20 protein-coding genes are annotated in these 19,559 nt (G+C 69.8%); 13 read left to right on the forward strand and 7 right to left on the reverse strand.

The genetic code is table 11. From position 1 onward, the window contains the following. The first annotated feature begins 214 nt into the window (after nucleotides 1-214). On the forward strand, nucleotides 215-814 hold the full coding sequence (locus NCCP_RS10780) for a hypothetical protein (protein ID WP_149957277.1): 600 nt from the start codon (nucleotides 215-217) through the stop codon (nucleotides 812-814). On the opposite strand, the gene NCCP_RS10785 is transcribed toward NCCP_RS10780, so the two are convergent. Next, nucleotides 811-2,943, reverse strand: a complete 2,133-nt coding sequence (locus tag NCCP_RS10785) for a heavy metal translocating P-type ATPase (protein ID WP_149957279.1) — start codon at nucleotides 2,941-2,943, stop codon at nucleotides 811-813. The two genes, NCCP_RS10780 and NCCP_RS10785, sit on opposite strands and share 4 nt — an antisense overlap. Before the next feature lie 185 nt (nucleotides 2,944-3,128). Between NCCP_RS10785 and NCCP_RS10790 the strand changes: the two genes are divergently transcribed. Further along, a complete protein-coding gene (locus tag NCCP_RS10790) occupies nucleotides 3,129-3,539 on the forward strand; it encodes a four-helix bundle copper-binding protein (RefSeq protein ID WP_149957280.1) in 411 nt (136 codons plus the stop codon). Between the two features lie 175 nt (nucleotides 3,540-3,714). Here the strand turns inward: NCCP_RS10790 and NCCP_RS10795 are convergent, their stop codons facing one another. Continuing rightward, nucleotides 3,715-4,611 (reverse strand): F510_1955 family glycosylhydrolase, encoded by an 897-nt coding sequence (locus tag NCCP_RS10795; RefSeq protein ID WP_149957282.1) that lies wholly within the window; start codon nucleotides 4,609-4,611, stop codon nucleotides 3,715-3,717. Between the two features lie 60 nt (nucleotides 4,612-4,671). Further along, nucleotides 4,672-5,292 (reverse strand): DUF305 domain-containing protein, encoded by a 621-nt coding sequence (locus NCCP_RS10800; protein ID WP_149957283.1) that lies wholly within the window; start codon nucleotides 5,290-5,292, stop codon nucleotides 4,672-4,674. A gap of 333 nt (nucleotides 5,293-5,625) precedes the next feature. On the opposite strand from NCCP_RS10800, the gene NCCP_RS10805 reads away from it, so the two are divergent. From NCCP_RS10805 to NCCP_RS10845, 9 genes are all read left to right on the forward strand, one after another. Next, entirely contained in the window at nucleotides 5,626-6,567 is a 942-nt protein-coding gene (locus NCCP_RS10805; protein ID WP_149957284.1) for an ABC transporter ATP-binding protein, read from the forward strand. Continuing rightward, a complete protein-coding gene (locus tag NCCP_RS10810; protein ID WP_414727723.1) occupies nucleotides 6,560-7,429 on the forward strand; it encodes an ABC transporter permease in 870 nt (289 codons plus the stop codon). The genes NCCP_RS10805 and NCCP_RS10810 overlap by 8 nt, the downstream gene beginning before the upstream one ends. Nucleotide 7,430: 1 nt before the next feature. Then, the gene (locus NCCP_RS10815; protein WP_225873792.1) at nucleotides 7,431-8,261 is read left to right on the forward strand and encodes an ABC transporter permease; all 831 of its coding nucleotides are present in this window, start codon (nucleotides 7,431-7,433) and stop codon (nucleotides 8,259-8,261) included. Between the two features lie 178 nt (nucleotides 8,262-8,439). Next, nucleotides 8,440-8,799, forward strand: a complete 360-nt coding sequence (locus NCCP_RS10820; protein ID WP_149957287.1) for a VOC family protein — start codon at nucleotides 8,440-8,442, stop codon at nucleotides 8,797-8,799. Nucleotides 8,800-8,936: 137 nt separating this feature from the next. Further along, a complete protein-coding gene (locus NCCP_RS10825; protein ID WP_149957288.1) occupies nucleotides 8,937-9,464 on the forward strand; it encodes a hypothetical protein in 528 nt (175 codons plus the stop codon). A gap of 63 nt (nucleotides 9,465-9,527) precedes the next feature. Continuing rightward, nucleotides 9,528-10,367: an exodeoxyribonuclease III gene (locus NCCP_RS10830; RefSeq protein WP_172627378.1), complete on the forward strand. Its 840-nt coding sequence runs from the start codon at nucleotides 9,528-9,530 to the stop codon at nucleotides 10,365-10,367. Between the two features lie 9 nt (nucleotides 10,368-10,376). Further along, on the forward strand, nucleotides 10,377-11,480 hold the full coding sequence (gene trpS, locus NCCP_RS10835) for a tryptophan--tRNA ligase (RefSeq protein WP_149957289.1): 1,104 nt from the start codon (nucleotides 10,377-10,379) through the stop codon (nucleotides 11,478-11,480). A gap of 27 nt (nucleotides 11,481-11,507) precedes the next feature. Continuing rightward, nucleotides 11,508-12,062 (forward strand): 2'-5' RNA ligase family protein, encoded by a 555-nt coding sequence (locus NCCP_RS10840; RefSeq protein ID WP_172627373.1) that lies wholly within the window; start codon nucleotides 11,508-11,510, stop codon nucleotides 12,060-12,062. Further along, nucleotides 12,034-13,170, forward strand: coding sequence for a YihY/virulence factor BrkB family protein (locus tag NCCP_RS10845; protein WP_149957293.1), 1,137 nt, complete (start codon nucleotides 12,034-12,036; stop codon nucleotides 13,168-13,170). Before NCCP_RS10840 ends, NCCP_RS10845 begins: the two co-directional genes overlap by 29 nt. 69 nt (nucleotides 13,171-13,239) lie before the next feature. Here the strand turns inward: NCCP_RS10845 and NCCP_RS10850 are convergent, their stop codons facing one another. From NCCP_RS10850 to sdhC, 4 genes are read right to left on the reverse strand one after another with little or no spacing between them, the layout of a single operon-like run. Continuing rightward, the gene (locus NCCP_RS10850) at nucleotides 13,240-14,022 is read right to left on the reverse strand and encodes a succinate dehydrogenase iron-sulfur subunit (RefSeq protein ID WP_149957295.1); all 783 of its coding nucleotides are present in this window, start codon (nucleotides 14,020-14,022) and stop codon (nucleotides 13,240-13,242) included. After that, nucleotides 14,022-15,809, reverse strand: a complete 1,788-nt coding sequence (gene sdhA / locus NCCP_RS10855) for a succinate dehydrogenase flavoprotein subunit (RefSeq protein ID WP_149957297.1) — start codon at nucleotides 15,807-15,809, stop codon at nucleotides 14,022-14,024. Before sdhA ends, NCCP_RS10850 begins: the two co-directional genes overlap by 1 nt. Before the next feature lie 55 nt (nucleotides 15,810-15,864). Beyond that, complete coding sequence (locus NCCP_RS10860; protein WP_149957299.1) at nucleotides 15,865-16,314, reverse strand: succinate dehydrogenase hydrophobic membrane anchor subunit; 450 nt, start codon at nucleotides 16,312-16,314, stop codon at nucleotides 15,865-15,867. 3 nt (nucleotides 16,315-16,317) lie between these two features. Then, a complete protein-coding gene (gene sdhC / locus NCCP_RS10865) occupies nucleotides 16,318-16,713 on the reverse strand; it encodes a succinate dehydrogenase, cytochrome b556 subunit (RefSeq protein ID WP_149957300.1) in 396 nt (131 codons plus the stop codon). A gap of 272 nt (nucleotides 16,714-16,985) precedes the next feature. On the opposite strand from sdhC, the gene NCCP_RS10870 reads away from it, so the two are divergent. Together NCCP_RS10870 and NCCP_RS10875 are read left to right on the forward strand one after the other, a co-directional pair. Beyond that, nucleotides 16,986-18,098, forward strand: a complete 1,113-nt coding sequence (locus NCCP_RS10870; RefSeq protein ID WP_149957302.1) for a mannose-1-phosphate guanylyltransferase — start codon at nucleotides 16,986-16,988, stop codon at nucleotides 18,096-18,098. 179 nt (nucleotides 18,099-18,277) lie between these two features. Continuing rightward, nucleotides 18,278-19,456, forward strand: a complete 1,179-nt coding sequence (locus NCCP_RS10875; RefSeq protein ID WP_149957351.1) for an amidohydrolase — start codon at nucleotides 18,278-18,280, stop codon at nucleotides 19,454-19,456. The last annotated feature ends 103 nt before the right edge of the window (nucleotides 19,457-19,559 follow it).

Below are 19,559 nucleotides of genomic sequence, written 5' to 3' on the forward strand. Positions count from 1 at the left end.
CCTGTCCGGCTCCCCGTTTGCCCGGCCATCCCGTTTGCCCGGCCATCCCGTTTGTCCGGCCTGCGTTTGCCCCACCATCCCGATCCGCCTTGCCCTGTGCAAGGCGGGTCCCCGGTGGTACAAAGAGGCTGGGTGCCGCAGCCGGCCCCGTGCAGACAGCCTCCGCGGTCCTGCTGGAGGAATTACCCGCCATTGGGAACGAGGTTCGCGAGCCATGGACACCATGCAGGTCTTCTGGATCATCGTCGCCGCTGTTGTGCTCATTGTGCTGGCCGTTGTCATCGCCAGGACCTCCGGAGCGGCGCGGCGCAAGCGCCACGCCCACGAGGCGCAGCAGCACCGGGAGGAGGCCCTCCGGCTGCAGGAGGAGGCTGCGGAACGGGACAGGGCTGCCCGCCAGCATGAGGTCGAGGCCCGCCGCGCCAGCCTTCATGCCGAGGAAGCCGCGCTGCGGTTGGACGAGGCCAACCTTGAGGTCGAGCGCAAGCGCCGGGCGGCCCAGCGGCTCCAACAGGAGGCACAGGAGGCCCGCGGCACCATGGCCGAGGAAGAGCGCAAGGCCGAGGCCCTGGAACCGGCGGATTCCGCCGGCCCGAACGCACCGGCCCGGGAGTCGGAAGCCCGAACATCGATGGCCCACGAGCCTGCGGCCCACGAGCCGCCAACCGGAAAGGCGGTCCACGAGCCGTCCGCCCGGGAGACGGGGCAGGGCCCGGGGCAGGAGGCGCGGGGAACGGAACGGGGCACGACCCAAGATGCGGGCGGCCCGGACCAGGAACCCAAGGGGCCCTCCCGCAGCGGAGACGGAGCCTAGCGAAGGCGGTCCGGATCGAGGTCGATGCGGCGCAGCAGTTGCGCGTTCAGAGCGACGACGATGGTGGACGCGGACATCAGGATGGCGGCGGCAGCGGGGGACAGCACCACCCCGGCGAAGGCCAGTATCCCGGCCGCCAGCGGGATAGCGAGAATGTTGTAGCCGGTCGCCCACAGGAGGTTTTGGACCATCTTGCGGTAGCTGGCCCGGGAAAGGTCGATCATCGACAGCACCGCCCGGGGATCGTTCCCGGCCAGCACCACGCCGGCGGACTCCACGGCCACGTCGGTGCCGGCGCCGATGGCGATGCCCACCTCGGCCCGGGCCAGGGCTGGGGAGTCGTTCACGCCGTCGCCGACCATGGCGACCTTCAGGCCACGCCGCTGCAGCTCCAGGACCTTCTTGTCCTTGTCCTCCGGCAGGACCTCGGCGAACACTTCGTCGATGCCAAGGTCCCGGCCGACGGCCTCGGCGACCTGGCGCGCGTCACCGGTCACCAGGGCAACCTTGAGGCCGCGCCGCCGGAGGGCGGCAACGGCTGCGCGGGACTCGCCCCGCACCCTGTCCTCCAGGGCCAACGCCCCGATGATCCGCCCGTCGCGGACCACGTGCAGCACGCCCGCCCCGCGTTCCCTCCACGCGTCGACGGCGCCGTGAAGGGCCTCCGGAGTGCGCAGGCCGAGTTCCCTCAACATGTTTGGCCCGCCGACGGCCGCCTCGGTCCCGTCCACAGTGGCCTTGGCCCCGCGCCCGGTCAGCGAAATGAAGCCCGAACCCCGCAGGCCCAGGGCCCGGGCGGCCGCGTCCTCCCCGGCGGCCCGCACGATCGCGCGGGCGACGGGATGCTCGCTGTCCGCCTCCACGGCCGCGGCCACCGCGAGCAGTTCCGCGGGGGCGACCCCGGGCACGGCGGCCGTGCCGGTGACCGCATGCCTGCCCTCCGTCAGCGTGCCGGTCTTGTCGAAGAGCACGACGTCGATGGTGCGCATGAGCTCCAGCGCCATCCGGTTCTTGATCAGCACCCCCGAGCGGGCGGCCCGCTCCGTGGAGATCGCGATGACCAGCGGGATCGCCAGGCCCAGTGCGTGCGGGCAGGCGATGACGAGAACGGTTACGGTCCGGACCACGGCCTCGTCCAGCCTTCCCGCGGCCGTCCAGGCGGTGAAGGTGATGAGCCCGGCGCCGAGGGCGAAGTGGAACAGCAGGGCTGCGGCCCGGTCCGCAAGGGCCTGCGCCCGCGACGAAGACTCCTGGGCTTCGGCCACCAGGCGCTGGATCCCGGCCAGTGCCGTGTCCCCGCCGACGGCGGTTACCCGGACCCGCACGGAGCTGTCCGTGGCGACCGTCCCGGCGACTACACGGTCCCCCATGCCCCGGGGGACCGTGCGGGACTCTCCGGTGATCATGGATTCGTCGAACGCGGCCCCGCCTTCGACGATCGTTCCGTCCGCGGGCACCCGGGCTCCGGAGCGGACCAGCACGACGTCGTCGACGGACAGTTCCGGTACCGGAACGGTGCGCACGCCTTCCGCCGTGACGAGGTCCGCCTCGTCCGGCAGCAGTGCGGCCAGGGCGTCCAGGGCGCCGGAAGCCGCTCCCAGGGCGCGCATCTCCATCCAATGGCCCAGCAGCATGATGACGACCAGCAGTGCCAGCTCCCACCAAAAGTCCAGGTCGAACCCGCCGGTGCCCAGCGTCGTGCCCAGCGTGGTGGCCCACGAAGCGGCGAACGCCACGCTGATCGCCAGGGCGATCAGCAGCATCATCCCGGGCTTGCGCGCCTTCAGTTCGGACACTCCACCCCTGAGGAAGGGGCCGCCCCCGTAGGCGAAGACCACCGTCCCCAGTACGGGGGCGACCCACACCGAACCCGGGAACTGCGGCAGGTGATAGCCCAGCAGGTGGGCGAACATCGGGCTGAAATACACCACCGGTACGGACAGGGCCAGGCAGAGCCAGAACCTGTTCCTGAACATCGCCGTGCTGTGCCCGGCATGCTGGCCGTGGCGGTGGACCGCGTGCTCCCTGTCCTCGGCCCCCAAGCCCGCCTGTCCGGCGATATGGCCCGCTGCCGGCGGGCCGGCCTCCCCGGACTGGCCTCCCTGGTGCGAATGGCGGGTGTGCTCCATGGGCTTCCTTCCCGTTCCGGCGGCCCGCTCCCGGATGGCAGCCGCTCCGGGCCTGCCCCTGGCGCCGATTATACCCCTTGGGGGTATTAAGGGAAGGGTGTGAAACCTTCCCGAACGCCGGAGGCGGGGAGTAGGGTCGGGGACGGGGCCCATCAGAAAAAATCCGCTGGTAAAGGAGACAACCGATGACGCTCCACGTGACCTCGATGCTTGACACCCATCCCAAGGGCTTGGGCGGACTCGACAGGGACCGGCTCGCCGCCTGCATCGCGGCGTGCCTGGAATGCGCGGCCACCTGCACCGCCTGCGCCGACTCCTGCCTGGGCGAGGACATGGTGGCCGACATGGTCAGGTGCATCCGCCTCAACGCCGACTGCGCCGACGTGTGCGCCGCGACCGGCGCAGTCCTGTCCCGGCAAACGGAACGGGATCCCGCCCTCACGCGGGCCCTTCTCGAGGCGTGCCGCACCGCATGCAAGGCGTGCGGCGATGAATGCGCCATGCATGGCGGCATGCATGAGCACTGCCGGGTTTGTGCGGAGTCGTGCCGTCGCTGCGAGCAGGCCTGCGCGGAACTGCTCGCGTCCCTCGGCTGACGCCGCTGGCCGCCTGATCTGCTGACCGCGGGTCGGGGCGCGGATCGGCGCCCCGACCCGCGCCGTGCCGTGCCGGCTGCCGAAACCTGCTGCCCGGACCTTGCCCCCGGATCCGCCGAAGGGTGGATGTCCCGGCGCCCTGGGGGATGTCCGGGTGCTAGGGGACGTCCGGGTGCTAGGGGACGTCCAGGCGCTCGGTGCCGCCTTCGGTGCCGGCAACCCACAGGGCAAGTCCGGTGCCGGTACGCGTTCCAGTCACGGCGGCTGGCTGTCCCTGGACGCGCCCGACGCTTTTCCACTTCTTCCCTGCGTCTTCGCTCACGTATACGGTGCCATCGGGACTGACGCCGGCGGCGGTCCGGGCGTCGATGAAGGCGGCCGTGAGCAGGACGGGCCCGCCGGAAGGCGCGCTCCAGGTACTGCCCCCATCCTCGGACCTCCACACGCCTTCCCCGGTGGTCGCCAGAACCACGCCATGCCCTGGCCCGCCCGCCAAGGCATGGGGTTCCGGCGCTGGCCGGACGGAGTCCCACTCCCGGCCGTCGCGGCTGATGCGCAACTCGCCGTCGAACCCCACGAAACCGTCCCCGGTGACGGCGAGCGCGTGGAAGTCGGACTCGCCCTGGCGTGACACGGGCCTCCAGGTGGCTCCGCCGTCGGTGGACGTGATGAGGCCCACCGGATTGGGCAGGCCGACCCCGGGACCGGGGTGTCCCGAGGCGTAGAAGGTGCCGTCTTCGTCGGCGGCGAAGCCCATCAGGTCAATGGTGGGGCCGATCTTCACGGGGTGTTCGCCGGTGGCCTCGAAGAGGCCGTTGTGCGAGGCCAGCAGGAGCCTGCCGGTCTGCGGATCGGCGTACGCGCCGTGGACGTGGGAGGGGCCGCTGGCGGCCTCCGGGTGCTGCGCGGTGGAATTTGGGCGCTGCGCGGTGGAATTCGGGGGCTGCGCGGTGGAATCCGAAGGCTGCGCCGTGGAGCACCCTGCGACCCCGAGGGACAGGGCTGCGGCTGCTGCGGCGAGGAAACAGCGGACAGCACACGGCGTGCGGGGGAAGGACAGGGGAGAGAGCATGGAGCTGGTTCCTTGGACGGGACTGGACTGGGCTGGGCCCGCGGGGCTTGGGGAATACAGCTAGCGGTAGTCCGGAAGCATGTCCTCCATGGTCTTGATCTCCGCTTTTTGGTCCTCCACGATCTTGCGGGCGAGGTCCACGGCTTCGGGGTTCGAACCCTCCGAGGCTTCCTTCTCCGCCATTTTCACGGCGCCCTGGTGATGGGCAATCATCTGGGTCAGGAACAGCGCCGCGGCGGCATCGCCTTCGGCTTCCCGAAGCTTGGCCATGTCCTCCCCGCTCATCATCCCTTCCATGGAGTGGTGCGCCGTGCCCGGCGCCACGGGTTCGCCCCATGCCTTGAGCCAGCCGGTCATCTTCTCGATCTCCGGTCCCTGCGCGGCCTTGATCCCGGTGGCCAGGCCGATGATCCGGGGATCCATGCCGTCCTTGGCGAGGACGGCATCGCTCATCTCCACCGCCTGCTGGTGGTGCGGGATCATCATTTGGGCAAACATCGTGTCTGCCGCGCTATGGTCCCCCGCGGTTGGGGCGGACGAGGGCGCGGAGCCATGGCCGGTGTGCATGCCGGAACCGCCTGCCGGGGAATCGGGGCTGGAGCCGGGCTGCGCTCCCGGGGCGCACCCGGCGAGGGCGAAGGCGAGGGCGAGCAGGGACGCGGGCAAGGCACTACGTTTCATGGAGCGAATCCTTCGCAGCAACGGGGATGGTGATTAGGGGGACGGTGATTGGCCGGCCGCCCTGCGCTGGCCCTCAGAGCTGCGCTGGCCCTCACAGCTGCGCTGGCCTCCAGGGCTGCGCAGGGTCCTGGCCCGCCCAGGTTTCCGCACCATTTTACGCCTCTGCGAAGTATTCCCGCGCTCCGGGGACCACCCCTGCCAAAGGCCGCCGTCCCCGTTCCCTGCGGTCGCCTCCCGGCCCCTGCCTCCCCAACTGGCCGGCATTTTGGAAGGCTTACGCCGGAGCGTCCCCGCCTCTGTGGCCGCGGGCCTCCGGGCGCTAGTGTGAAGCCCATGCCCAACAGTTCGGGATACCGGGCGGTGGTTTCCGCCCGGAACCTGACCAAGCGCTTTGGTGACTTCACGGCCGTCGACGGCATCTCCTTCGAGATTCCCGCCGGCGAGTCCTTCGGGCTGCTTGGCCCCAACGGGGCCGGCAAGTCCACCATCATGCGCATGCTCGGCGGCGTCTCCCGGCGCACCTCCGGGGAGCTGGAGGTCATGGGGCTGGACCCCGAGCGGCAGGGGCCCGAGGTGCGGGCGCACCTGGGGGTGGTACCGCAGCAGGACAACCTGGACGAGGAGCTGCGCGTTCGCGACAACCTGATCATCTACGGCCGCTACTTCGGGCTGCCGATGTCCTACCTCCGGCCGAAGTCGGCCGAGCTGCTGGAGTTCGCCCAGCTGGGAGACAAGGCCGGGGCCCGCATCGGGGAGCTCTCCGGGGGCATGAAGCGGCGCCTGACGATCGCCCGCTCGCTGATCAACGATCCGGGCATCCTGCTGCTGGACGAGCCCACCACGGGCCTGGACCCCCAAGCGCGGCACGTGTTGTGGGACCGGCTCTTCCGCCTCAAGGAACGCGGCACCACGCTGGTCCTGACCACCCACTACATGGACGAGGCCGAGCAGCTCTGCGACCGCCTGATCGTCGTGGACCGGGGCCGGATCATGGCCGGGGGGAGCCCGGCGGAACTCATTCGCGCACACTCGAGCCGGGAGGTCCTCGAACTGCGTTTCGGTGCCGGCCGCAATGCCTCCGCGGCCGGCGCGCTCGCCGGGCTCGGCGAGCGCATCGAGGTGCTGCCTGACCGGATCCTCGTCTACGCCGACGACGGCGAGGCGGTCCTGGGGCAGGCGGTTGCACGCGGGCTGGAACCAGCCACGTCGCTGGTGCGCCGGTCCTCGCTGGAGGACGTGTTCCTCCGGCTGACCGGCAGGAGCCTCATTGACTGAGCGCTCCGGCGACGCCCGGCCACAGCGGCCCGCGCCCGCGCCGTTGCGGCCCCCCTCGGCGGCGGCCAGCGCGGCCAGGGCCCGCCGGTGGGGCACCTGGTACGTCGCCGAGCACAAGCTGCGTGGAATGCGCGGCTACCTGGGGGTGATCATCGCCTACTCCATCGGCAGCCCCCTGATGTACCTGTTTGCCATGGGGGTGGGTCTGGCGTCCCTGGTGGACTCCACCTCGGGGGCCCGGGCCTTTGGCGGGGTGACCTACCTGCAGTTCATCGTCCCGGCCCTGCTGGTTTCCACGGCGGTGATGGCGGCTTCGGAGGAGTTCAGCTACCCGGTCATGAGCGGATTCAAGTGGAGGCGCACCTACTACGGGCCACTGGCCTCCCCGATCTCGCCCCAGCAGATCTGCCAGGGCCACGCGCTCGCCGTCGCGGTGCGGCTGCTCGCCCAGTCCGTGGCCTACCAGGCGATCGTGATCGCCTTCGGCGCCACCGGGACGCGGGGGTGGGCGTCTCCGCTGGTGGCGGTGCTGGCGGGCCTGGCCTTCGGGCTGCCGATGATGGCGTATGCGGCCTCCATCAGGGAGGACCGCGGACAGTTCGCCCTGGTGCAGCGCTTCGTGGTGGTGCCGCTGTTCCTCTTCTCCGGAACCTTCTTCCCGCTGTCCACGCTGCCCTGGTTCCTGCAGTGGATCGGTTGGGCCTCGCCGGTCTGGCACGCCACCGAACTGGGCCGGGTGCTCGGCTACGGGCATGTGGAGCCGGCCTGGCTTTCGGGGCTCCACCTGGCCTACCTGCTGCTGCTGGCCGGAGCCGGACTGCTGGCGGCGCGCCGCACCTACGCCCGCCGGCTGGAGGCCTGAGGTGGGCCCGGTGCACGACGGCGCCCCGCACCTTGTGCCTGACGGGCGCCCGCTGGCGGGCCTGTACTCCCGCAACGCGCGCGCGGTCATCGCGCGCGGGCTGCTGGCCACCCGCACCAGCAACTGGACCGTCATGGTCTCCGGGTTCTTCGAACCCGTGCTGTACCTGCTCTCCATGGGCATCGGCCTGGGCGCCCTGGTGGGCGAGGTGGCCGGCCCCGGCGGGCAGGAGATCAGCTACGCCGCCTACATCGCCCCCGCCCTGCTGGCGGTTTCGGCAATGAACGGGGCGGTCTACGACTCCACGTGGAACGTGTTCTTCAAGCTCAACTTCGCCAAGCTCTACCAGAACATGCTCTACACCTCGCTGGGACCGCTGGATGTGGCGATCGGGGAGATCTTCCTGGCCCTGCTGCGCGGCTTCCTCTATGCCACCGGCTTCACCGTGGTCATGGCGGCCCTGGGGCTGGCCACCTCGCCGTGGGCGTTGCTGATGGTGCCCGCCTCGGTGCTCATCGCCTTCGGCTTCGCCGCGGTCGGCATGGGCATCACCAGCTTCATGACCCGCTTCCAGCAGATGGACTGGATCGGGTTCGCGCTGCTGCCCATGTTCCTCTTCTCGGCCACCTTCTATCCGCTCACCGTCTACCCGGAGCCGGTGCGGTGGTTCATCCAGGCGCTGCCGCTGTGGCATGGCGTCGAACTGCTCCGGCAGTTGGGCGTGGGCCAGGTCGGCCCGGCCACGCTGGGGCACCTGGCCTACTACCTGGTGATGGCCGCGGCCGGGCTGGTCCTGACCACGGTTCGGCTGCGCGCCCTCTTCCTTCGCTAGCCCTCTTCCTTCGCTAGCCCTCTTCCTTCGCTAGCCCTCTTCCTTGGCCAGTCCCGTTCCTTCCCCAGTCTTGGCGGCGGCACGGCCCGACGGGCGGGGGACCCGCGGCGAGCGAAGGCAGACGGGGGAGCCCGGCAGGCGCTAGGGTGTGGGAAAACCGACTCCAGGAGGCACCCCCATGATCGGAAAATGGCAAGCGGTGGTCATCGACTGCGAGGACACCGACCAGTTGGCCACGTTCTACGAGCAGCTGCTGGGTATGGTGCGGGTCCAGCATGACGACGACGGGTGGATCACGATCGGCGACGCACCCGACCGTCCGGCGATCGCCTTCCAGCGCGTGGACCCCTACGTCGCCCCGGAGTGGCCCGGGCACCTGCACCCGGCCCAGGCCCACCTGGACATCAGGGTCGAGGATCTGGATCTCGCGGAGGAACAGGTCCTTCGGCTGGGCGCCGTGTCGATGAATTCCGGCGGCCGCAACCACCGTGTCTACCTGGACCCGCAAAAGCATCCTTTCTGCCTGGTGGCGTGGTGACCGGTGGCGTGGTGGCCGGTGTCGTGAACGGCGGCACAGCGGCGGACCGGCACCGGCGGCAGCCGGCCATACCGCGGCCTGTTCGCCGCCGGTTGAACCGGTACGGGGCAGTCCGTGCGGTTTGAGAGAATGGAGCCATGCAATCTCTCGGCAGCAACCCCGGCACGCCGTCCAACGGTGCCCCGGGCAAATCGCTCACCCTTTCCGCGAGCACCCTCTCCCTGGCCGTCATGGTCACGGTGTTCCTCGTCGCCGTGGTGTTCGCGGCCAACCAGAACGATGTAATCGGCTGGTTCGTCGTCATCATTTCGCTGGGGTGGCTGCTGCTGTCCGCGTTCCTGGTGTTTGGCCTGCGCCGCGGCGCCAAGGCCGTCGGCAAGCAGCTGCAGCAGGCAACGGTGGGCCTGGCGGCCAGGGGTGATTCCTCCGCACCGGTGGTCGTCAACGAAGCCACCAGCGCCCGGGACCTGAAGCTGGACCACTCTTTCAAGATCGTCCTGGTCCAGGCCGGGGTCATCAAGGAGTACCTGCCGCAGGAGGGTGCCGAGGCACGCGAGATGGTGGCGCGCGCCCTTGAGACCATCGAGATCACCGCCTCCAACGCCCGCGACCTGATGAAGCCCTCCGGCGGAGCCAAGCCGATGTCCGGCGAAATCATCGACTAGCGCGGGGTCTGTAAGGTGGATGGGGTGAGTGCCGCAGTGGAAACCAATGAATTGGCCGTTGCCCTGGATGCCGCTGTCAGCGGCACCGGAGCCAAGAACGCCGGTGCGCTGCGCGTGGCCAGCGTCAACGTGAACGGAATCCGCGCCGCCTACAAGCGCGGCATGGCCGAGTGGCTGGCCGGGCGGGACGTGGACATCCTGTGCCTGCAGGAGGTCCGCGCACCCGACGCGGTCCTGCGCGAACTGCTGGGCGAGGGCTGGCACGTGCTGCACGCCGAGGCGGAGGCCAAGGGCCGCGCCGGGGTCGCCATCGCCTCGCGCGTCGAACCGGTGGCCACCCGCGAGCACATCGGCGACGATTACTTCACCACCTCAGGCCGCTGGGTGGAGGCCGACTTCCTGGTCGACGGTGGCAGCATCCTCTCGGTGGCGAGCGCCTACGTGCACTCGGGCGAGGTGGATACGCCCAAGCAGGTGGACAAGTACCGTTTCCTCGACGTCGTTTCCGAGCGACTGCCCAAGCTCCGCGTCGAGAAAGACCACGTCCTGGTGGTCGGGGACCTGAACGTCGGCCACACCACCCGCGACATCAAGAACTGGAAGGGCAACGTCAAGCGCGCCGGCTTCCTGCCCGAGGAGCGGGCCTACTTCGACCGCTTCTTCGGCGAGGAGATTGGCTTCAAGGACGTGGCCCGCGAACTGGCCGGCGACGTCGACGGCCCCTACACCTGGTGGTCCTGGCGCGGACAGGCGTTCGACAACGACGCCGGCTGGCGCATCGACTACCACATGGCCACCCCCGAGCTTGCCCGGCGGGCGGGCAACGCGGTCGTGGACCGCGCGGCGACCTACGACGCGCGCTTCTCCGACCACGCCCCGATCGTCGTCGACTACCAGTTCTAGAAGGACCAGATGAGCCAGACCAGCACCGCAGCCCAGGCCGGCACCGCTTCCACGGCCACAGCCCACGACGGCGCCGCCGCCGTTCCCGAAGGCACGCGCCAGCGCGTGCTGTCCGGCATGCAGCCCTCCGGGGACTCCCTGCACCTGGGCAACTACCTCGGGGCCCTCGTCAACTGGGTCAAGTCGCAGGACGAGCACGACGCCTTCTTCTTCATCCCGGACCTGCATGCGATCACCGTTCCGCAGGATCCTGCCGAACTGCGGGCGCGCACCCGCAAGACCGCCGCCCAGTACATCGCCGGCGGCATCGACGTGGAAAAGTCCACCCTGTTCGTGCAGTCCCACGTGCCGGAGCACGCCCAGCTCGCCTGGGTGCTCAACTGCATCACCGGCTTCGGCGAGGCCTCGCGGATGACTCAGTTCAAGGACAAGAGCGCCAAGGGCGGCCAGGAGGCCGCCAGCGTCGGCCTGTTCACCTACCCGGTGTTGATGGCCGCCGACATCCTGCTCTACCAGCCCCACGGCGTCCCGGTCGGGGACGACCAGCGCCAGCACGTGGAGTTGGCCCGCGACCTCGCGCAGCGCTTCAACCACCGCTACGGCAAGGCATTCACCGTGCCGCAGGCCCTCATCCAGAAGGAGGGGGCCCGCATCTACGACCTGCAGAACCCCACCTCGAAGATGTCGAAGTCCGCCTCCAGCCCCAACGGGCTGATCAATATCCTCGACGACTCCAAGACCATCGCCAAGCGCATCAAGTCGGCCGTCACGGACACCGGCACGGTCATCGCCCACGACCGCGCGAACAAGCCGGGCGTGACCAACCTGCTGGAGATCCTCTCCACGCTCACCGGGACCCCCGTCCCGGAGCTGGTTGCCGGCTACGAGGGCAAGATGTACGGGCACCTGAAGGTGGACGTGGCCGATGCGGTGGTGGCGCGGCTCGAACCGATCCGCACGCGGACCCTGGAACTGCTCGGCGACCCGGGCGAACTGGACCGGCTGCTGGCGCGCGGCGCCGCGAAGGCCCGCGGCGTTGCCTCCGCCACGCTGGCCGATGTCTACGACAAGGTTGGCTTCCTGCCGCTGGCCGGGTCGGGGACGGCCGGCTAGGGCATGCGCCGCACGGGCGAGGTGCCTGTGGCCCCGGGAGAGTCCTCCGGGGGCCCGGAAGAGCGCCTCGGGATCGTGATCCCGGTTCCCGAGCCGCTGTCGGGGGAACTGGGACGGGCCCGGGCGTCCTACAACGACCCGCTGGCCGCCGTGGTGCCCGCGCACATTACCCTGGTCACCGGCGGCTCCACGCATGACCTGGAGGGGGCGACCGCGCACGTGCGCGCGGTCGCGGCCGCCACCGACCCGTTCACCGTGCGCCTGCACGGGACCGGGACCTTCCGCCCGGTCTCGCCGGTCGTCTACCTGGCGCTGGCCGAGGGCGCGGACGCCTGCGCCCGGCTGCACCGCCGCCTGCTCGACGGGCCGCTCGAGGCCGAACGCACCTTCGACTACCACCCGCACGTGACGCTGGCGCAGGAGGTGGCCGAGGCCTGCCTGGACCGGGCGATGGCGGAGATGGCCGGTTTCACGGCCGAGTTCAGGGTGGCCACGATTGGACTCTTCCAGGCCGACGCCGCCGGCCTTTGGGCCCTGCGCGAGGAGCTGCCCCTTGGCCGCCCCGTCGAGGCCCCGCACTAGTGCCGCGGCGCCGGTGCGTGTCCGGGCCGGCGCCGGCGTCCACCACCTGCAGCCCCCGGCGGATCCGCTGGACCTGGACGCGCTGCGCTCCGCCGCCCTGCGCCGGCGGGCCATGTACGGCGCTGCCCGCCGCCGCGGCGACGGCCGGCTCAAAGTGGCCGTCGCGGGGCTCCAGTGGCTGGGGGCCCAGGCCGCGGCTGCCCGTCCGCTGCGCACGTGGAACCTGTACACCGCGCGCCGCGGGCCGTTGATGGCCGCCGGCAACGCCTACAACATGTTCTTCTCCATCGCCGCGGCGGCCGTGGTGGGGTTCTCCATCCTGGGGCTGGTCCTGAGCGGCAACCCGCAGTGGCAGGAGGCGGTGGTGAGGACGGTTGCGCGCGCCGTCCCAGGCCTCATCGACACCGGCGGGGGTGGCCTGGCGCGGCCGGCGCAGCTGTTCAGCGCCAGGAGCTTCGGCTGGGCGCTGGCCATTTCCACGGCCACGCTGGCCTTCACCTCGCTGCACTGGATCTCCAGCGTGCGGCAGGGCGTGCGCGGGATCTTCGGGCTGGAGCTGGAGCGCATCAATCCGCTGGTGAAGCTCGCCCGCGACCTCGGCCTGCTGGTCCTGGCCGGCTTGGCCTTGTTGCTCACCACCGCCTTGGGCGCGCTCACCGGCGCAGCCCTGGACCTGGTGATTGGGTGGCTGCGGCTCGATGCCGCCCTGGTGGCGCCGCTGGCCCGCATCGCGGGCCTGGGCCTGATGCTGGCGCTGGACATGATGCTGGCGGTTGGGCTGTTCCGCTTCGCCTCGGCCATCTCAATGCCGCGCCGCGCGATGCTGCAGGCCGCCCTGCTGGCAGGCCTGGGCGCGACGGTGCTGCGCTACTTCTCCTCGCTGCTGCTTGGAACGGTCGGGAACAACCCGCTGCTGGCACCCTTCGCCGTGGTTTTGGGCCTTTTCGTGTGGTTCAACCTGCTGAGCCAGATCTACCTGCTGGCGGCCGCCTGGGGCGCCGTGGCCGCGGCGGACGCCCGGGCCCGCGCCGCGGCGGAGGAGGGCCTGGACGGGCTCAGCCTGCGGCGCCGGGCCGGGCTGCTCAGGCCCTCCCGCAGGCGCGGTTAATGACGCGCCGTTAACGCGGCGAAGGCGCCGCTCCCGCAGGGGAGCGGCGCCTTCGCGCGAGCCGGTCGGCTACAGGGAGCGGGCCAGGATGGCCTGCTTGACCTCGGCGATCGCCTTCGTGACCTGGATGCCGCGCGGGCAGGCCTCGGAGCAGTTGAAGGTGGTGCGGCAGCGCCACACGCCCTCCTTGTCGTTGAGGATCTCCAGGCGCATGTCCCCGGCCTCGTCGCGGGAGTCGAAGATGAAGCGGTGCGCGTTCACGATCGCCGCCGGGCCGAAGTACTGGCCGTCGGTCCAGAACACCGGGCAGGAGGAGGTGCATGCGGCACAGAGGATGCACTTGGTGGTGTCGTCGAAGCGTTCGCGGTCCTCGACGGACTGGTAGCGCTCCTTGGACGGCTCGTGGCCCTTGGCGACCAGGAACGGCATGACCTCGCGGTAGGACTGGAAGAACGGCTCCATGTCCACGATCAGGTCCTTCTCGACCGGCAGGCCCTTGATGGCCTCGACGGTGATCGGCTTGCTCGTGTCCAGGTCCTTCAGCAGGGTCTTGCAGGCCAGGCGGTTGCGGCCGTTGATGCGCATGGCATCGGAGCCGCAGACGCCGTGGGCGCAGGACCGGCGGAAGGACAGCGAGCCGTCATGCTCCCACTTGACCTTGTGCAGCGCGTCCAGAATACGGTCCGTGCCGTACATGGTCAGCTTGAAGTCCTCCCACGAGGCCTCCTCGGAGACCTCGGGGTCGTAGCGGCGCACGCGCAGGGTGATGTCGAACTTGGGGATCTCCCCGCCGCCGCCCACGCCCGGGGCGAGCTTGACGACAGATGCTGGTTCCGGAAGTTCCGTGCTCATTAGTACTTACGCTCCATCGGCTGGTAACGGGTAAAGACGACGGGCTTGGTCTCCAGGCGGATGCCGGAGGTGCCCTCGGAGACGGCGTCGGCGTCCTTGTAGGCCATGGAGTGCTTCATGAAGTTCACGTCGTCGCGGTCCGGGAAGTCCTCGCGGTAGTGCCCGCCGCGGGATTCCTTGCGGTGCATGGCCGTGGTGGTCATGACCTCGGCCATGTCCAGCAGGAAGCCCAGTTCAACGGCCTCGAGCAGGTCCAGGTTGAAGCGCTTGCCCTTGTCCTGGATGGCCACGTTCTTGTAGCGCCCGCGCAGGGACTTGATGACGTCCAGCGCCTCCTGCAGGGACTCGGCGGTGCGGAACACCTGGACGTTGGCGTCCATGGTGTCCTGGAGCTCCTTGCGCAGCACGGCGACGCGCTCGGTACCGTTGGCGTTGCGCAGGTCCTCCAGCAGCGTGGTGGTGAACGCCTCCGGCTCCTCCGGCAGGGCGACGAACTCGGCGTCGCGGGCGTACTTGGCAGCGGCCAGGCCGGCCCGCTTGCCGAACACGTTGATGTCCAGCAGCGAGTTGGTGCCGAGGCGGTTGGAGCCGTGCACGGACACGCACGCCACCTCGCCGGCGGCGAACAGGCCCGGGATCACGGTGTCGTTGTCCTGCAGGACCTGCGCCTCGACGTTGGTCGGGATGCCGCCCATGGCGTAGTGCGCGGTCGGGTAGACCGGCACCGGCTCGGTGAACGGCTCCACGCCCAGGTAGGTGCGGGCGAACTCCGTGATGTCCGGCAGCTTGGACTCGATGTGCTCCGGCTCCAGGTGGGTGAGGTCCAGGAGGACGTAGTCCTTGTTCGGGCCGCAGCCGCGGCCCTCGCGGACCTCGTTGGCCATGGAACGGGCCACGATGTCGCGCGGGGCCAGGTCCTTGATGGTGGGCGCGTAGCGCTCCATGAAGCGCTCGCCCTCGGAGTTGCGCAGGATTGCGCCCTCGCCGCGGGCGCCCTCGGTGAGGAGGATGCCCAGGCCGGCCAGGCCGGTCGGGTGGAACTGGAAGAACTCCATGTCCTCCAGCGGGATGCCGCGGCGGAACGCGATGCCCATGCCGTCGCCGGTCAGGGTGTGGGCGTTGGAGGTGGTCTTGAAGACCTTGCCGGCGCCGCCGGAGGCGAAGACGACGGACTTGGCCTGGAACACGTGCAGTTCGCCGCTGGCCAGGTCGTAGGAGACGACGCCGGCAACGCGCTTCTGCTTGTAGGGGGTGCCGTCGGCGCGGACCGCGTCCTCCTCGACGAGGAGCAGATCGAGCACGTAGTACTCGTTGTAGAACTCGACGTTGTGCTTGACGCAGTTTTGGTACAGCGTCTGCAGGATCATGTGGCCGGTGCGGTCGGCGGCGTAGCATGCCCGGCGGACCGGGGCCTTGCCGTGGTCGCGGGTGTGGCCGCCGAAGCGGCGCTGGTCGATCTTGCCCTCGGGGGTGCGGTTGAAGGGCAGGCCCATCTTCTCCAGGTCGAGGACCGCGTCGATGGCCTCCTTGGCCATGACCTCGGCCGCGTCCTGGTCAACCAGGTAGTCGCCACCCTTGATGGTGTCGAAGGTGTGCCACTCCCAGTTGTCTTCCTCGACGTTGGCCAGGGCGGCGCACATGCCGCCCTGCGCCGCACCCGTGTGCGAACGGGTCGGGTAAAGCTTGGTGAGTACCGCCGTGCGCGCGCGCTGGCCGGACTCGATGGCGGCGCGCATGCCGGCGCCGCCTGCGCCGACGATGACGACGTCGTACTTATGTACCTGCATACCGGATGCTCTCTCTAATCTTTCGAATTCTCAGTAACGGCGAACGGCGCCGGGACTAGTTGCAGACCTCGAGGGTGGACCCCGGGATGCATGGATCGAAGGTGAAGATGACCAGGGTGCCCAGGATGATGATCACGGCCGTGCAGATGTACAGCACGGTCTTGAGCCACATGCGGGTCCGCGTCTTCTCCGCGTAGTCGTTGATGATGGTGCGCAGGCCGTTGGTGCCGTGCAGCATGGCCAGCCACAACATGGCCAGGTCCCAGAACTGCCAGAACGGGTCGGCCCACTTGCCGGCGACGAAGCCGAAGTCGACGTCGTTGATGCCGCCGCCAACCAGCAGGTTGGTGATGAGGTGGCCGAAGATCAGCACCACCAGGATGACGCCGGAGAGGCGCATGAACAGCCAGGCGGACATCTCGAAGGTGCCGCCGCGGTTGCGCATGCGGTTGTACTGCGGCTCGATGCGGCCGGTGCGCGGGGCTACGAATTCCGTCGATGCCATGGCTTAGTGACCTCCGAAGGCGAGGGAAAGGTGGCGGATGGCGAATCCGCCGAGGGCAAGTGCCCAGAGGATGATGACGCCCCACAGCATCTGGCGCTGGTACTTGGGACCCTGCTTCCAGAAGTCCACGAGGATCAGGCGCAGGCCGTTGAAGGCGTGGAAGATGATCGCGGCCACCAGGCCGGTCTCGCCCAGGGCCATCAGCGGGTTCTTGTAAGTGGCGATCACTGCGTCGTAGGCCCCGGGCGACACGCGCACCAGGGACGTGTCGAGCACGTGCACCAGAAGGAAGAAGAAAATGACGACACCGGTGATACGGTGTCCCACCCAAGACCACATGCCTTCGCGGCCGCGGTAGAGGGTGCCTGACGAAGTCTTCGACACTGAATTAACCTCCATGCATCGCAAGGGCGTTGTGCGGTTTCCACACAAGAATTGACGCCGGTGCGTGAGCGTTCCTACCGCATACCCTAAACCACTATGGCGGGATGCATGCGGTCGGGATCGGCGGTGTGTGTGCAGGGTCACTTTGATGACGCGACCGGCCCGAAAACCTTGGAATCATGCGGAATTACGCAACGCGAAAGTGGCCTAAATCGGAGCCTGGAGGAAGCCGCCCGGCCGGGGCCGCCTGGCGTCCCCGGCCGGGGACATCGGCTAGCCTTGGGCAAATGAGCGAAGACATCCTGCAGCGGTTCCACGGCGTCATCCCGGCCGGTGGGGTGGGCACGCGGCTATGGCCGCTCTCCCGGGCTGCTGCCCCCAAGTTCCTCCATGACCTGACCGGTTCGGGCAGCACGCTGATCCGTGCCACCTACGACCGCCTGGCCCCGCTGACCGGGGACCGCATCATGGTGGTCACCGGGCAGGCGCACCGCACCGCGGTGCTGGCCCAGCTTCCCGAGCTGTGCGACGAAAACCTGGTCCTGGAGAGCGAGCCCAAGGATTCGGCGGCGGCGATCGGACTGGCCGCGGCGATCCTGAGCCAGCGCAACCCGGACACCATCATGGGTTCCTTCGCCGCCGACCAGGTGATCGGCCCCGTCGAGGTCTTCCAGGAGGCCGTCCGCGAGGCCGTCGCCACCGCCGCCACCGGCAAGATCGTCACCATCGGCATCCGCCCCACGCTGCCCTCGACCGCCTTCGGTTACATCCGCCAGTCCGGCCGCCTGGACATCGACGGCGCCCCGAGCGCCATGGCGGTCGCCGAGTTCGTGGAGAAGCCCGGGGAGGACCTGGCCCGCAAGTACCTGGCCAGCGGCGACTACCTGTGGAACGCCGGCATGTTCGTTGCCCCGGTGGGCCTGATGCTGCGCCACCTGGCGGCCAGCGAGCCGGAACTCTACGTGGGCCTGATGGAGATCGCCGCGGCCTGGGACACCCCGGTCCGCGACGAGGTCATGGCACGCATCTGGCCCGACCTGCCCAAGACCGCCATTGACTACGCGGTCGCCGAACCGGCCGCGGCCGCCGGCGACGTGGCCATGATCCCGGGCGTGTTCACCTGGGACGACGTGGGCGACTTCGCGGCCATCGGACGCCTGAACCCCGCCAGCGAAAGCACCAACATCACGGTCCTGGGCGAGGGGGCGCGGGTCTATGCGGACCAGGCCTCCGGCGTCGTGGTCTCCGACACCAAGCGCGTGATCGCGCTTATCGGGATCTCCGACGTGGTGGTGGTGGACACCCCCGACGCGCTCCTGGTTACCACCAAGGACCACGCACAGTCGGTGAAGAAGGCCGTGGAGCACCTCAAGGCCGCCGGCGACGTCGACGTCCTCTAGCCCGCCCATGCGCGCAGCCGCCGCCGGGGTCCCGCCCGGCGGCGCGCGAGGACGGACGCGCGAGGACGGACGCACCAGAACGGAACGGCGGCGCAGCCGGGGGCGTCAAACCCGAGTAGGGTTTTGCCGTGCGATTCACTTCCGAGGCCCAGTACCAGATTCCGACGCTCGCCGGCTGGATGGAGCCGCTGGTCGACCGGTTGGTCGGATTCCGGCGGGACATCCACGCGAACCCGGAGCTGTCCTTCCGCGAGTTCCGGACCACCGGCCGGATCGTCGCCGCCCTCGAGGAAGCCGGGCTGTCCCCGCAGCGCTTCGAGGGGGTCGGAGTGTTCGTCGACGTGGGCCGGGGCCCGATCGCCCTGGGGCTGCGGGCGGACATCGACGCGCTGCCGGTCCTCGAGGAGACAGGCCTGCCGTACGCCTCCACCAACGAGGGCGTATGCCACGCCTGCGGCCACGACATCCACACCACCGTGATGCTCGGCGTCGCGCTGCTGCTCAAGAACATGGACGACGCCGGCCAGCTGCACGGCCGCATCCGCGTCATCTTCCAGCCCGCCGAGGAGACGCTGCCCAGCGGTGCCCTGTTCGTCATCTCCCAGGGGGCACTTGAAGGGATCCCGCGCATCCTCGCCCTCCACTGCGAGCCGCGCATCGACGCGGGAAAGATCGGCACCCGCATCGGCGCCATCACCAGTGCCAGTGACACCATCAAGATCGAACTCACCGGCCGCGGCGGCCACACCTCCCGCCCGCACCTGACCGAGGACATGGTCTTCGCCCTGGCCCAGATCGCGGTGAACGTGCCCGCGGTGCTGAACCGGCGCATCGACGTGCGCAGCGCCGTGTCCGTGGTGTGGGGACAGATCCACGCCGGCTCCGCCCCCAACGCGATTCCCGCCTCCGGCTACATGGCCGGCACCATGCGCTGCCTGGACGCGGCCGCCTGGCACGGTGCCGGCGAGCTGCTGGACGAGGTGGTGCGCCAGGTGGCCGCGCCCTACGGGGTGGACGTCAAGCTGGAGCACATCCGGGGCGTACCGCCGGTGGTCAACACCGCGGAGGAGACGGAACTGATCGAAGATGCCGCACGCGCCGAGATCGGCTCCTCCGCGATCGTGCTGACCCCGCAGTCAATGGGCGGGGAGGACTTCGCCTGGATGACGCAGCGGGTCCCCGGCGCCATGATGCGGCTGGGCACCCGGACCCCGGGCGGGGACACTTACGACCTCCACCGGGGTGACTACATCCCGGACGAACGGGCCATCGCCGTGGGCGTGCGCGTCATGGCCCGGGCCGCGCTGGACGCCATTGCCGCCTCCGGGGCGCGGGACGGGGAACCCGTCGAGGCGTAGCCCGTCTCCCCAGCCGTCCCCCGCAGCCCGTCCCCCCCGCAGCCCGTCCCCCCGTGAAGGAGCAGCCCATGCCGGACGCCACGCCCGAGCCCGCCATGCCCGA

Origin of the sequence: Zafaria cholistanensis (genome assembly GCF_008580665.1) — a bacterium.
Classification (GTDB): domain Bacteria; phylum Actinomycetota; class Actinomycetes; order Actinomycetales; family Micrococcaceae; genus Zafaria; species Zafaria cholistanensis.

Bases quoted from the DNA above. Each gene is read 5' to 3' on its own strand.
- NCCP_RS10780 (WP_149957277.1), top strand. From the start codon at position 215: ATGGACACCATGCAGGTCTTCTGGATCATCGTCGCCGCTGTTGTGCTC.
- NCCP_RS10785 (WP_149957279.1), bottom strand. From the start codon at position 2,943: ATGGAGCACACCCGCCATTCGCACCAGGGAGGCCAGTCCGGGGAGGCC.
- NCCP_RS10790 (WP_149957280.1), top strand. From the start codon at position 3,129: ATGACGCTCCACGTGACCTCGATGCTTGACACCCATCCCAAGGGCTTG.
- NCCP_RS10795 (WP_149957282.1), bottom strand. From the start codon at position 4,611: ATGCTCTCTCCCCTGTCCTTCCCCCGCACGCCGTGTGCTGTCCGCTGT.
- NCCP_RS10800 (WP_149957283.1), bottom strand. From the start codon at position 5,292: ATGAAACGTAGTGCCTTGCCCGCGTCCCTGCTCGCCCTCGCCTTCGCC.
- NCCP_RS10805 (WP_149957284.1), top strand. From the start codon at position 5,626: ATGCCCAACAGTTCGGGATACCGGGCGGTGGTTTCCGCCCGGAACCTG.
- NCCP_RS10820 (WP_149957287.1), top strand. From the start codon at position 8,440: ATGATCGGAAAATGGCAAGCGGTGGTCATCGACTGCGAGGACACCGAC.
- NCCP_RS10825 (WP_149957288.1), top strand. From the start codon at position 8,937: ATGCAATCTCTCGGCAGCAACCCCGGCACGCCGTCCAACGGTGCCCCG.
- trpS (WP_149957289.1), top strand. From the start codon at position 10,377: ATGAGCCAGACCAGCACCGCAGCCCAGGCCGGCACCGCTTCCACGGCC.
- NCCP_RS10850 (WP_149957295.1), bottom strand. From the start codon at position 14,022: ATGAGCACGGAACTTCCGGAACCAGCATCTGTCGTCAAGCTCGCCCCG.
- sdhA (WP_149957297.1), bottom strand. From the start codon at position 15,809: ATGCAGGTACATAAGTACGACGTCGTCATCGTCGGCGCAGGCGGCGCC.
- NCCP_RS10860 (WP_149957299.1), bottom strand. From the start codon at position 16,314: ATGGCATCGACGGAATTCGTAGCCCCGCGCACCGGCCGCATCGAGCCG.
- sdhC (WP_149957300.1), bottom strand. From the start codon at position 16,713: ATGGAGGTTAATTCAGTGTCGAAGACTTCGTCAGGCACCCTCTACCGC.
- NCCP_RS10870 (WP_149957302.1), top strand. From the start codon at position 16,986: ATGAGCGAAGACATCCTGCAGCGGTTCCACGGCGTCATCCCGGCCGGT.
- NCCP_RS10875 (WP_149957351.1), top strand. From the start codon at position 18,278: ATGGAGCCGCTGGTCGACCGGTTGGTCGGATTCCGGCGGGACATCCAC.